General features: G+C 70.6%; 16 protein-coding genes. 7 read left to right on the top strand and 9 right to left on the bottom strand.

Annotation, left to right across the window (positions count from 1 at the left end):
- Positions 1 to 110 precede the first annotated feature (110 nt).
- Positions 111 to 1,298, top strand: a complete 1,188-nt coding sequence (locus OG698_RS22630; RefSeq protein WP_406105014.1) for a DUF2786 domain-containing protein — start codon at positions 111 to 113, stop codon at positions 1,296 to 1,298.
- A gap of 108 nt (positions 1,299 to 1,406) precedes the next feature.
- Positions 1,407 to 3,587, top strand: coding sequence for an FUSC family protein (locus tag OG698_RS22625; RefSeq protein ID WP_406105012.1), 2,181 nt, complete (start codon positions 1,407 to 1,409; stop codon positions 3,585 to 3,587).
- 52 nt (positions 3,588 to 3,639) lie between these two features.
- Here the strand turns inward: OG698_RS22625 and OG698_RS22620 are convergent, their stop codons facing one another.
- The 3 genes from OG698_RS22620 to rpmB form a co-directional block, all read right to left on the bottom strand.
- Positions 3,640 to 4,131: a hypothetical protein gene (locus tag OG698_RS22620; RefSeq protein ID WP_406105011.1), complete on the bottom strand. Its 492-nt coding sequence runs from the start codon at positions 4,129 to 4,131 to the stop codon at positions 3,640 to 3,642.
- A gap of 75 nt (positions 4,132 to 4,206) precedes the next feature.
- Positions 4,207 to 4,512, bottom strand: a complete 306-nt coding sequence (rpsN, locus tag OG698_RS22615; protein WP_406105010.1) for a 30S ribosomal protein S14 — start codon at positions 4,510 to 4,512, stop codon at positions 4,207 to 4,209.
- Positions 4,512 to 4,748 carry a 50S ribosomal protein L28 gene (rpmB, locus tag OG698_RS22610; RefSeq protein ID WP_406105009.1) on the bottom strand — a complete coding sequence of 79 codons (237 nt, stop codon included), beginning with the start codon at positions 4,746 to 4,748 and terminating at the stop codon, positions 4,512 to 4,514. The genes rpsN and rpmB overlap by 1 nt, the downstream gene beginning before the upstream one ends.
- 126 nt (positions 4,749 to 4,874) lie before the next feature.
- On the opposite strand from rpmB, the gene rpmG reads away from it, so the two are divergent.
- From rpmG to rpsR, 4 genes are read left to right on the top strand one after another with little or no spacing between them, the layout of a single operon-like run.
- Positions 4,875 to 5,039 carry a 50S ribosomal protein L33 gene (gene rpmG, locus OG698_RS22605; protein ID WP_324770702.1) on the top strand — a complete coding sequence of 55 codons (165 nt, stop codon included), beginning with the start codon at positions 4,875 to 4,877 and terminating at the stop codon, positions 5,037 to 5,039.
- Between the two features lie 4 nt (positions 5,040 to 5,043).
- Positions 5,044 to 5,298, top strand: coding sequence for a type B 50S ribosomal protein L31 (locus tag OG698_RS22600; RefSeq protein WP_406105006.1), 255 nt, complete (start codon positions 5,044 to 5,046; stop codon positions 5,296 to 5,298).
- On the top strand, positions 5,295 to 6,473 hold the full coding sequence (locus OG698_RS22595) for a CobW family GTP-binding protein (RefSeq protein WP_406105005.1): 1,179 nt from the start codon (positions 5,295 to 5,297) through the stop codon (positions 6,471 to 6,473). Before OG698_RS22600 ends, OG698_RS22595 begins: the two co-directional genes overlap by 4 nt.
- A complete protein-coding gene (gene rpsR, locus OG698_RS22590; protein WP_406105004.1) occupies positions 6,474 to 6,773 on the top strand; it encodes a 30S ribosomal protein S18 in 300 nt (99 codons plus the stop codon). It abuts the gene before it with no gap.
- A 13-nt stretch (positions 6,774 to 6,786) separates the two neighbouring features.
- Here rpsR and OG698_RS22585 read toward each other — a convergent pair whose 3' ends face one another.
- Together OG698_RS22585 and OG698_RS22580 are read right to left on the bottom strand one after the other, a co-directional pair.
- Positions 6,787 to 8,244, bottom strand: coding sequence for an aldehyde dehydrogenase family protein (locus tag OG698_RS22585; RefSeq protein WP_406105002.1), 1,458 nt, complete (start codon positions 8,242 to 8,244; stop codon positions 6,787 to 6,789).
- 158 nt (positions 8,245 to 8,402) lie between these two features.
- Entirely contained in the window at positions 8,403 to 9,269 is an 867-nt protein-coding gene (locus OG698_RS22580) for a helix-turn-helix domain-containing protein (protein WP_406105000.1), read from the bottom strand.
- A gap of 266 nt (positions 9,270 to 9,535) precedes the next feature.
- Between OG698_RS22580 and OG698_RS22575 the strand changes: the two genes are divergently transcribed.
- Complete coding sequence (locus OG698_RS22575; protein WP_399968682.1) at positions 9,536 to 10,018, top strand: ATP-binding protein; 483 nt, start codon at positions 9,536 to 9,538, stop codon at positions 10,016 to 10,018.
- 152 nt (positions 10,019 to 10,170) lie between these two features.
- Here the strand turns inward: OG698_RS22575 and OG698_RS22570 are convergent, their stop codons facing one another.
- The 4 genes from OG698_RS22570 to OG698_RS22555 all read right to left on the bottom strand — a co-directional run bounded on the left by OG698_RS22570 (position 10,171) and on the right by OG698_RS22555 (position 11,749).
- Positions 10,171 to 10,413 carry a DUF397 domain-containing protein gene (locus tag OG698_RS22570; RefSeq protein ID WP_100597687.1) on the bottom strand — a complete coding sequence of 81 codons (243 nt, stop codon included), beginning with the start codon at positions 10,411 to 10,413 and terminating at the stop codon, positions 10,171 to 10,173.
- A gap of 147 nt (positions 10,414 to 10,560) precedes the next feature.
- Complete coding sequence (locus OG698_RS22565; RefSeq protein ID WP_406104998.1) at positions 10,561 to 11,004, bottom strand: SRPBCC domain-containing protein; 444 nt, start codon at positions 11,002 to 11,004, stop codon at positions 10,561 to 10,563.
- The gene (locus OG698_RS22560) at positions 11,001 to 11,357 is read right to left on the bottom strand and encodes an ArsR/SmtB family transcription factor (protein ID WP_406104996.1); all 357 of its coding nucleotides are present in this window, start codon (positions 11,355 to 11,357) and stop codon (positions 11,001 to 11,003) included. Before OG698_RS22560 ends, OG698_RS22565 begins: the two co-directional genes overlap by 4 nt.
- A 5-nt stretch (positions 11,358 to 11,362) precedes the next feature.
- Entirely contained in the window at positions 11,363 to 11,749 is a 387-nt protein-coding gene (locus OG698_RS22555) for a glyoxalase superfamily protein (protein WP_406104994.1), read from the bottom strand.
- Between the last annotated feature and the right edge of the window lie 44 nt (positions 11,750 to 11,793).

The raw sequence follows: 11,793 nt of genomic DNA, 5'->3' as shown, positions 1-11,793 counted from the left end.
GGGGTATGGCCAGCCCTACCCCCGTATACGCCTGAGACCATGGAAGAGAAGACACGACAGGCCGCACAGCGGACCCGTGGACCAGGCAGGCAAGGAGGCGGCGCCCCCGCATGACGGAACGTACGACGCGGACCACGGTCGAGCGCGCCTTCGCGGCCGCCCTGTACGGGGAGGGCGCGGAGGCCGGGCTCGACACCGGCGCGTCCCTGCTCGCCGCCGACCCGTCCGCCGACACCCAACTCGCGCTGCGCGGGCAGGAGTTCGTGCGCCGGTCCTGGGAGCGCGGCTGGCAGCCCGCCGACGTCATGCGCATCGTCGTACGTGACCTCGAAGAGAGTCCGCACGGACACATCGCGGCCCGCCTGATCCGCGCCGAGACCGCACGTTACGAGTACCTGCCCGCGCGCTGGGACGCACAGCTCGCCGAGCTCCCGCAGGGCCCGGGGCAGGCGTCGGGCCCCGGAACGCGGGGCCCCCGCCTCGACCGGTTCTCGTACGCCACCGCCGTCCTGGAGCTGTACAGACTCCTCCTGCGCCTCCCGCCGATAGAGGCCGTGGGGCCCGTGCCCGGCGAGTCCGTGGCGCGGCCCGTCGCGGGGGAGCCGCGCGAGCTCGCCCGGATCCGCGCGCTGCTCGCTAAGGCCGAGGCGACCGGCTACCCGCCGGAGGCCGAGGCGCTGGCGGCGAAGGCGCAGGAACTGATGACCAGGCACAGCGTCGACGCGGCGCTCCTCGCGGCCCGTACGCACGCGAAGGACACGCCCGTCGCGTGCCGGATCGGCGTGGACGCCCCGTACGAGACGGCGAAGGCGGCCCTCCTGGACGCGGTCGCGTCGGCGAACCGCTGCCGCGCGGTGTGGAACAGCGGCTTCGGCTTCTCCACGGTCGTCGGCTTCGAGTCCGACCTGGAGGCGGTGGAGCTGCTCCATACGTCGCTGCTGGTGCAGGGCACGGCGGCGATGACGCGGGCCGAGGCCGAGCAGCGCGCCGGGGGACGCAAGCGGACCAAGACCTTCCGGCAGGCGTTCCTCGCCGCGTACGCGCACCGCATCGGCGACCGGCTCGCGGCCGTGGCGGAGGAGGTGACCGGCCAGAGCCAGGAGGGCGGGCTGCTGCCGGTCCTGGCGGCGCGCGATGTCGCGGTGGCCGGCCGGACCGACGACATGTTCCCGCAGACCGTGACGACCCGGGTCCGGGGCGTCAGTGACGGCGCCGGCTGGGCGGAGGGCATGGCCGCCGCCGACCGCGCCCGCGTCTCGGACCGCGCCGAGGTGCGCGGCGGCGGCACACACCGGTGAACCAACCCCTGAACTGAACCCCGAACCGAACCCCGAACCGAACCCCGAACCGAACCCCGAACCGAACCACCCCAACCCATATGCCTGACTCGCCCGTATCCTGACGGAGTGAGCTGGTTCCGGGCGCTGAAGGACACCACCCGCTCGGGCCTGAGTGTCGAGCGGAAACGCCTGGAACCCCTGATCGCGCTGCGCGGCGCCGCCGGTCTGGCCATCGTGATCACGATCAGCCTCACGTTCTTCGGCCCGGCGGTCGCGGCGAGCTCCGCGTTCGGCGCGTTCCAGGCGGCGATCGCCACGTTCCAGCGCAGCTGGCGCCCCCGCCCCGAGCTGGCCGTCGCCTCCGGCGCGAGCCTCGGCGTCTCGACGTTCCTCGGCTACCTCACCGGCGGCCACCTCGTCCTCTTCCTCGCGCTCCTCGTCCTGTGGACGTTCCTGGCGGGCCTCGCCTGGGCGGCGGGCCCGACGATCGGCATCATCGCGTCGTCGAACGTCGCGATGATGCTGGTCACGATCACCCTGCCGACCTCGGTCGCGGCCGCCGCCGGGCATGCCGCGATGATGGTCTTCGGCGGTCTCGTTCAGGCCGCCCTCGTGATCCTCTTCCCGGTACGCAGATGGGGCGCGCACCGCGACGCCCTGGCCGACGCGCTCGCCGCGGAGGCCGACTATGCGCGCCGGCTGCGCCACGACCCGGTCGCCCCGTTCGACGGGGAACCGCTGATGCTGGCGCGCAGCGCCGCCGCGCTCACCCCGCGCCAGGTTCGCACCCGCCCGGCCCAGCTGCGCGGCGCCCGCGGCATCGCCGAACGCATCCGCCCGGTCCTCGCCTCCCTCGCGGACCCGGCCGTCGGCGTCCCGGACGAAGGGCCCGAACGCGAGCGCGTGCGGGAACTCCTGGGCGCGGCGGGCTCGATGCTGGACGCGGCGGCGCGGGCGATCCGCCACGGGGCCCCGGTCAAGGTGCCCCCGGCGGCGGTCGCCACGTTCAAGACCCCCGACACGGGGGCGATCCTCTCCGGCCCGGCGAAGCGGGCGGCGGCGCGCCTCGGCTCGCTCCTGGGGGACGTACTGGAGACCGCCGGCGCCCGGACGGACACCCAGCATCCCGAGCCCCGCAACGAGAACGCCCAGCTCACCCGCCCCACCCTCGTCCGGCTGCTCCCCATCGCGGCCGGAGCGATGCGCAAGGAGCTGTATCGCGGGTCGCCGATTCTCCGGCACGCCATCCGGGTGTCGGCCGTCGCCGCGGTCGGCTACCTCATCGGCACCGCCCTCCCCTTCGGCCACGGTTACTGGGCGCCGATGGCCGCCGTCATGGTCATGCGCCCCGACTTCTCACAGACGTACTCGCGCGCGGTGGCCCGTTTCGGCGGCACGCTCGTCGGAGTCGCCCTCGCCACCGGGCTCGTCCAGGTCGCCCACCCGGACACCGCCCTCTCCGCGACGCTCGCCGTCATCTGCGCGGGCCTGATGTACCTCGTGATGCGCACGGGCCAGCTCGCCGCGCAGGTCTGCATCGCCGCGTACGTCGTGTTCCTGCTCGGCATGGGCGGCGAGGCGTGGGACCAGACGGTCCCCGAGCGGGTCGTCCTCACGCTCGTCGGCGGCCTCCTCGCGATGCTGGCGTACGCGGTGTACCCGGCCTGGGAGACGCCCCGCCTGCGCACGCGCCTCGCGGACTGGCTGCTCGCCCTCGGCCGGTACGGCGCCGCCGTGATCGGCCGCTACGCGGAGCCCGGCGGCGGGAGCCTGCCCGATGTGCGCGAGGCCCTGCTCGCCGCCCGCACGGCCGAACTCGCCTGGCAGGAGGCCGCGTCCAGGGCGCGGACCGAACCGGTGCGCCACCGCGGCCTCTCCCGCGCGGCGGCCGACGACGCCGAACACGCCCTGCGGCACATCGGCCGGGTCGAGATGCTGATGGAGGCGCACCTCCCCGAACGTGACGCGACCCCGGTCCCGGCGGCCGCCCGCCTCGCGAAGGCGCTGCTCACCGCCACGGAGGACGGCGCGCGTGCGGTGCGCGAGCGCCGGGTGCCGCAGTGGCAGGCGGTACGGGACGCTTTCGCGGACTGGGACGGCGAGGACGTACCGGACCGGGTCGTCCGCAGGGGCGCGGGCCTGCTCCTCGAGGCCCTGGAGGAACTCTCCGACGCACTCGACACCGATGTACCCCCGATCACCCTGAAACCCGACGCATCGCCCGAGGACCGGAAACCCGAGGATAAGAAACCCGAGGACCGGAAACCCGAAGGGCCGCCCGGTCCGGAGGATCGAGCGGCCCGATAACGGGAGAGCGGCTTAAGAGGCAGCCGCGAGGGAGAGAGGGAACCCGCCCGCGTCAGGACGTCGGCAGCCCCATCGTCGGGAACCCCGACGGCAGCTTCCCGTTGTCCGTCTTGCGGAACGTGTCGTCCCCGAAGCCTTCCCACGACACCTTCAGGGTCGTGGCGTCGACGGACTTGACCTGCCCCATGTTCCGGTCGGTGTTCCCGTCGGCGCACTTCAGGGTGAGCATCTGCATGCCCATCTCGTCGCCGGCGGTCCCGCTGCACACGTGCTCGCCGACCAGGGCCACCTTCTTGCCGCTGATGAGCAGGGCGACGCTCTTGCCCTGGGACGTGGTGACCCAACTGCCCTGAAGACTCCCGGACTTCCCACCGGAACCGGAACCGCCGGTGTCGCCGCCCGTGGACGCCGTGGCCGAGGCCTGCGGAGTCTCCTTGGACTTGCCGCCGTCGCCACCGTCGCCGCTGTCGCTGCTGCATCCGGTGATCACCAGCGCCGCGGCAACTCCCGCCGCGGCGGCACCGATCCGTACGCGCTTCAGCACAAGATCCCCCTACGTTGCGGATGTGACTGCCGGTACGTGGCCCGGCCCGCAGCAAGCTACCAGCCGCCCCTCACGTCACCAGGAAGACTTCCGCACCCCGGGCAGGAAGCCCGCATGCGCCTGCTCGCGCAGGTTCACCCTGGAGAGGCCGAAGGCGCGCAGATATCCGCGCGGCCGGCCGTCGACGCTGTCGCGGTTGCGTACGCGCGTGGCGCTCGCGTCCCGCGGCTGACGTGCCAACTCCCTCTGTGCAGCCACCCGTTCCGCGTCGGTGGACGACAGTCGGCGCACGATCTCGTTGAGCTCGGCCCGACGCGCGGCGTAACGGGCGACGACCCTCCGGCGCTTCTCGTGCTTCGCGATCTTGCTCTTCTTGGCCATCAGACCCTCACTCCACGGGCACGAATCCTGGCGACGGCGGCCTCGACGCCGATCGCGTCGACGGTCTTGATCGCCCTGGCGCTCAGCCGCAGCTGTACGTGTCTGCCCTCGCTCGGCAGCCAGTAGCGCTTGCGCTGGACGTTCGGGTCGAAGCGGCGTGGCGTGCGCCGGTGGGAGTGGGAGATGCGGTTGCCGAAGCCGGGGGCGGCCCCGGTCAGCATGCAGTGCGCGGACAAGGCGACGTACCTCTCTTGTTGGCTGTGGCCCGGCGACCCGGAGCTGTGACCCGAAGGCCGCGCGGCCCTCTGGCCCTGTGACCCGGATCATTTTGGAAACGGGATTCATTTTCATATACTAGCCACATGGCACGCAACGAACTCCGCCCAGTGATCAAGCTCAGGTCCACCGCGGGTACGGGCTACACCTACGTGACCCGCAAGAACCGCCGTAACGACCCCGACCGCGTGACCCTGCGCAAGTACGACCCGGTCGCAGGCCGTCACGTCGACTTCCGAGAGGAGCGCTGACCCCGTGCGCAAGGACATCCACCCCGACTACGGCCCGGTCGTCTTCCGTGACCGCGCCGCGAACCACGCCTTCCTCACCCGGTCCACCGCCACCAGCGACAAGACCGTCGAGTGGGAGGACGGCCGGACCTACCCCGTCATCGACGTCGAGATCTCGAACGTGAGCCACCCCTTCTACACGGGCAACGCGCGCGTCCTCGACACCGCCGGCCGCGTGGAGCGCTTCGAGCGGCGCTTCGGGAAGAGGAGCGGCCGGTGACCCGGCTGCCCGTAGTGATCGTCGGCGGCCTGCACGCGGAAGCGCGCCGGGCCGCCGTCGAGGAACTGCTCGCCACGATCCCGGGCAGCGTCGCGCTCCATCACGACCTCTCAACTGCCGTGCAGGGCACAGTCGTACGGACCCTGCGCGATGCCACCGGGGTCCTCGACACCGGCGAGGCGCCCCTCGTCAACGACTGCGCGTGCTGCGCCCTGCGCGAGGACCTGGTCCCCGAACTGCAGCGGCTCGCGGACGCCGGGCTCACCCCCATCCAGGCTCTCGGCTCCGCTCGAGCCGGGGAGACCCCCGTCGCGGTCGTCGAACTGTGGGACTCCGTCGAGCCCAAGGCGATGGCCGAGGTCGTCGCCGCGCACGGCGGACCCGAGCTCCCCGTCACCGGCGTCATCACCGGCGTGGACCCCGCGCTCCTGCTGCCGTACCTCGGGAACGGCGACGACCTCATGGACGCCGGACTCACGGCGGCCGCCACCGACCGGCGCACCATCGCCGACACCTGGGCCAGACAGCTCGAATACGCTCCCGTGCTCGCCCTCGTGGATTCTCCCGAGGCCGACGACGCGGACCGGGCCCTGCTCGCCCAGCTCCACCCGACAGCCCGCCAAGTCCCGATCGGCCACGGCGACTTGGCGGGCGCCGCGCTCGGCGGATTCGACGTGGAGGCGGCAGCGGCGGCCCAGCATCCGGCGTGCGCGCTGCTGCCCGCGGACGCGGACGAGGCGGGTGTCTCCACGCTCGTCTGGCATCGCGACCGGCCGTTCCACCCGGAGCGGCTCTACGCGGCCCTGGAGGATCTGACCTGCGCGGCGGCCCGCAGCCGCGGCCGGTTCTGGCTCGCCGACCGCCCCGACACGCTCCTGCACTGGGACGCGGCGGGCGGCGCGCTGTGCGTCGAGAGCGCGGGGCCCTGGCTGGTGTCCCTGCCGGACGCCGCCTGGGACATGGTCCCGCCGGTCCGCCGCGCGGCCGCCGCCCTGGACTGGCACCCGCGGCACGGCGACTGCTGCCAGCACCTCGTCTTCACGTCACCCGGACTCGACCGCGACGGCCTCGCCGAGATCCTCGAGTCCTGCCTGCTCACCGACGCCGAGTACGGCGCGGGCCGCGAGTCCTGGAAGGACCTGCCCCGCGCCTTCGACACCCTCCTGGAGGTCTGAATGTCCCCGCGCAACCCCGACCGCAGGACGGACGGCAGGCCTGACCGCAAGCCGGCCAGGTCCCGCCCCGGCCCTTCCCCAAGGTCTCGGCTTCGCTCGACCAGGGGAGACCTCAATGAACAGGCCAGGGTCACGTACATCGACTACAAGGACACGGATCTGCTGCGGAAGTTCATCTCCGACCGCGGCAGGATCCGCAGCCGTCGCGTCACCCGCGTCTCGGCGCAGCAGCAGCGCCGGATCACCGCGGCGATCGAGAGCGCGCGCGAGATGGCGTTGCTGCCATACGGAACCCGCTGACCCCGGCTGAGGCTCAGAAGGGGAACTGGCTCCGGCCGTGCTGCACGGAGATCCACTTCTGGGTGGTGAACGCCTCGACCGTCGCCTCGCCGTTCAGCCGGCCGAGCCCGGACCGCTTCTCGCCGCCGAACGCGACGAGCGGCTCGTCGTGCACCGTCCCGTCGTTGACGTGGATCATTCCGGTGTCGATGCGCCGCGCGAACGCGACGCCCCGCTCCACGTCCCGCGTGTGCACGGCCCCGCTCAGCCCGTACGGGGTGTCGTTCGCGACCGCCACCGCCTCCTCGTCCCCGTCGAACGGGATGAGGAGCGCGACCGGCCCGAAGATCTCCTGCCGCAGCACCGGGGAGTCGGCCGGCAGGCCCGTCAGGACGCTCGGCTCGACCAGATTGCCGACGGCCTTGCCGTGCAGCAGTGCGGTCGCGCCCTCCGCGAGCGCCTGGTCGACGACGCCCGAAACGGCCTCCGCCTGTGTGGAGTTGATGACCGGACCGATGATGGTCGACGGGTCGCGCGGGTCGCCCACCTTGAGGGACCTGACCTTGGCGACGAACTTCTCGGTGAACTCCATCTCCACCTTGCGGTCGACCAGGATCCGGTTGGCGGCCATGCAGACCTGGCCCTGGTGCACGTACCGGCTGAAGACCGCCGCGTCGACCGCGTAGTCGATGTCCGCGTCGTCGAGCACGGTCAGTGCGCTGTTGCCGCCCAGCTCCAGGACGGCGTGCTTGAACTGGGAGGCGCACACCGTCGCGACGTGCTGGCCCACCGCGTCGGAGCCGGTGAAGGAGATGACCTTCGGCACGGGGTGAGTGAGGAGCGCGTCGCCTATCTCGGCGATGTCGGTGATGACGACGTTGAGCAGACCGGCCGGCAGGCCCGCGTCCTCGAAGATCTTCGCGACCAGGGAGCCACCGCAGATCGGGGTGTTCTGGTGCGGCTTGAGCACCACGCCGTTGCCGAGGGCCAGCGCGGGCGCGACCGACTTCAGCGACAGCAGGAACGGGAAGTTGAAGGGGCTGATGACGCCAACGACCCCGACAGGAACGCGGTAGAGCCGGTTCTCCTTGCCGTCGACGGGCGACGGGATGACCCGCCCCTGGGGGCGCAGCGCCAGCTGGATCGACTCGCGCAGGAACTCCTTGGCGAGATGCAGCTCGAATCCGGCCTTGAGCCGCGTACCGCCGAGCTCGTCGACGATCGCGTCGGATATCTCGTCCTCGCGCTCCTCGACCAGGCGCAGCGCCCGCTCGAAGACGAGGCGGCGCGTGTACGCGTTGGTGTCGGCCCAGCTCTTCTGCGCCCGCTCGGCCGCGCGGTAGGCCTCGTCGACCTCGTCGGCCGACGCCACGGTGATGGAGGCCAGCTTGTCACCGTTGTACGGGTTGAAGTCGATGATGTCCCACGCCCCGCGGCCGGGACGCCATGAACCGTCGATGTATTGCTGGGCCAGTTCGGTGAAGTAGGACATGAGATCCCTTGCTGCTGCCGGCAGACACCTAATGGCTCGTCATCTTACGTCTGTACCAGTCGAGTTGTGGCCTGGTTAGGACGCCCGACCGATCGTCATCGATCGTAGGACGCGGCAGAAGCAGTGCTTCTCGGCCAGTCCCGGTCAACCGGTCCCGGTCAGCCGTTCTTGGCCAGCAGGCCCCGGATGATGTCCACGCTCTCCTCCGGCGTCGGGCACTCCGACTGGAGCTGCTTCATCGACCGCGCGTACTGCGTGACGTCCTCGCGCTTGTCGAGGTAGAGGGCGCTGGTGAGCTGCTCCATGTAGACGATGTCGGAGAGGTCGGACTCCGGGAAGCTGAGCATCGCGAAGGCGCCGGTCTCACCCGAGTGGCCACCGAAGCCGAACGGCATGACCTGGAGCGTGACGTTGGGCCGCTCGGAGATGTCGATCAGATGCCTGAGCTGACCCTGCATCACCTTCGGCCCGCCGTAAGGGCGTTGCAGCGCCGCCTCGTCGAGCACCACGTGGAACTCGGGGGCGCGCTCGGAGACGAGGAGCTTCTGCCGCTCGAGGCGCAGCGCCACGCGCCGGTCGATGTCCGCCTTCGGTGCGTCCTTCATGCCCCGGGCGACGACCGCGTGCGCGTACCCCTCGGTCTGCAGGAGCCCGTGCACGAACTGCACCTCGTAGGCGCGGATGAGCGACGCGGCGCCCTCCAGGCCGACATAGGTGGGGAACCAGCCGGGCAGGACGTCCGAGTACGTGTGCCACCAGCCCGCGACGTTGGCCTCTTTGACGAGGGAGAGGAGCGCGCCGCGCTCGGCCTCGTCGGCGACGCCGTACAGGGTCAGCAGGTCCTCGACGTCCCTGGCCTTGAAGCTCACCCGTCCCAACTCCATGCGGCTGATCTTGGATTCGGATGCGCGGATCGAGTAGCCGGCCGCTTCCCGGGTGATGCCACGCGATTCGCGCAGGCGCCTCAGTTGCGAACCCAGCAGGATGCGTCGCACCACCGAGCCGCTCGACTCTCCCGCACTCACGTCGCTCCACCCTCCCGATCGCTCCAGCAGCCGAAGTCTGCCATTAAAACGCTCCGGCCCGTACTCGTTCGGTTACAGAAACGGAAAGGTTGCGAAAGGTCTCCACAAGAAGTCGTGGGAAGAAATGAGCAACAAGTGGTACGTGGGGGGACAGGCCGGGCGCGTGCACGTGCATCTGCCCTTGCATCTGCTGTACGCATTCGGAACGATGGCCCACGCACCACCGCTCCAATCGCTATGTACCGCGAATCCCGGGAGTGCCTCGCATGGGGACGAATGGACCGGCCATGCTCGAGCCGTTAAGGCAGGGGCTTCCGCCACTCGACCCTTCAGGCGTCTCCAGCTCCGCCTCCTGCGCACTCCCCGCACGGTACGAAGCGGTGGGCAGCGCCCGTAAGTTCACGCGCGGGACGCTCGACGGCTGGGACGTGGCGGAGAGATTCGACGACGTCTGCCTCGTCGTCTCCGAACTCGTCACCAATGCCCTGCGGCACGGGCTGCCCTCGGACACCCCGCGCTCACAGGACCCGCCGGTGCGGCTGCACCTGATGCGCTGGACCTCACGCCTGGTGTGCGCGGTGCGCGACCCCAGCGACGAGAGCCCCGTCGCCCGCGAGGCGGACGACGACTTCAACGCCGAATCGGGCCGTGGCCTGTTCCTCGTCGACTCGTTCAGCGACAGCTGGGGCTGGCATCCGCTGGCCGGCACGCTGAACGGGAAAGTGGTGTGGGCGCTGTTCCGGCTGTGAGGGCGGGCGGGCAACTGGCCACTGGTCACTGATAACTGACGACTGGTTACTGGGACTGACCGCCGTCATCTGACGGCTGACATTTGTCGTTATCCGTCAGTTGACACTTGTCACCCGTCCCCTGTCAGTCGGCAGTTGCCAGCCGTCACCGGTCACCCGTCGGCTATCAGATGGTCGAACTCCCCGTCCTTGACGCCCAGCAGCATCGCCTCGATCTCGGCGGGCGTGTAGACGAGTGCCGGGCCCTCCGGGAAGTTCGAGTTGCGCATCGCCACTCGGCCCCCCGGCAATTTCGCGAACTCCACGCAGGAGCCCTGCGAGTTGCTGTGCCTGCTCTTCTGCCAGACCACACCGTGAAGCTCCGTGGCCGCCATGCCGTTGTACACGTGGTGCACAGGTCGCTCCCCGGTCGTGCTGTGGCCTAGTGGCCTATGAGGCTCATGGCCAGTGAGTCAGGTGTAGTGGTCAACTGTCCTGGATCATAGCTGCGTTCACATGCCGATGCATGGGCAGATGCACGTGCACGGGGGGTGTTCCCACGGTTACAGCTCTTCGAGCGTCTGCCCCAGCGCCCGCATGACATGCGAACGCCAGCCCCCGTCCATGATCTTCCGCGCCATCATCTGTGCCGGATCGTCCGGATCGAATCCGTCGTGCACTAGGAAGAGACGCGTGCCACAGCCTTCTGGCTCCAGGTTCCACGTAATGGTCCAGTCCGCAGAATTGGCCGGATCCCGGTCCTGCCACCGGACGCTGAGCATCCGCTCCTCCTCGTAGGCGAGGACCTCGACGTCGACGGTGCCGGAGAAGCCGGTGTTGGGGCGCGGCACGGTCGTCATCACGTACCGGTGGCCCACCTCCAGGCGGAAGTCCTCACTGCCCGTCATCAGCCACTGGGTGATCAGCTCGGGTTCGGTGAGGGCGCGCCAGACCTTCGCGGGCGGGTGAGGGAAGAACTGGTCGACCGTGATGCTCGTCAGGCTCATGACCCGTCATCGTCGGGCATGCGGTCGAGGAGTTCGGCGAGCCCCTTCAGGCGGCCGCGCCAGAACCGCTCGTACGGATGGAGCCAGTCCTGCACCTCGGCCAGGGGGGTGGCCTCGAGCCGGTAGATGCGCTGCCGTCCCGCTCGTTCCTCCGATACGAGGCCGGCCTCGCGCAGCACCTTGAGGTGCTCCGAGAGGCTCGGGCGGCGCATCGCGAAGTGGTCGGCCAGGGCCTGGACGGGCTGCGGGCCCTCGTCCCTGAGGAGGCGGAGCACCTCGCGCCGGGTCCCGTTGGCGAGCGCGGCGAACAGCCGGTCCTGGCCGGCGGTGTCGGTCGCGCCCGTCGTCGCCATCGGCGTCAGAAGCCTTCCTTCTCCGTGATGAGCATCAGCGAGTTGCCGTCCGGGTCGCTGAAGGCGGCCATGCGTCCCCACGGCACGTCGTCGGGGCCGGTGACCTCGACTCCGGCGGCGGTGAGCCGCGCGCAGTCGGCGTCGACGTCGGTCGTCACCAACATGATCCCCCGCGCCGAACCCGGCGTGAAATCCCCCATGCCTGGGCCGGACAGCGTGAAGACGGTCTGCGCCCCGCCCGGTGCGACCTGGAGCCAGCGGCCCGGCGGCATCTCGCGGTCGACGGTGACTTCAAAGCCGAGTACGTCGACGTAGAACCGCAGCGCGCGGTCCTGGTCGGAGACGGGGAGTGTGATGAAGGAGGCGTGCGTGATGTGCGTGCGGCTGCTCATGCCCCGACTATAGGTAGGAGTTTCCCTACGCGTCAAACGTAGGG

This window comes from Streptomyces sp. NBC_01003, from assembly GCF_045162695.1.
Taxonomy (GTDB): domain Bacteria; phylum Actinomycetota; class Actinomycetes; order Streptomycetales; family Streptomycetaceae; genus Streptomyces.
The sequence above is the reverse complement of the archived record's forward strand: the minus strand, read 5'-3'. Positions and strand labels throughout refer to the sequence as shown.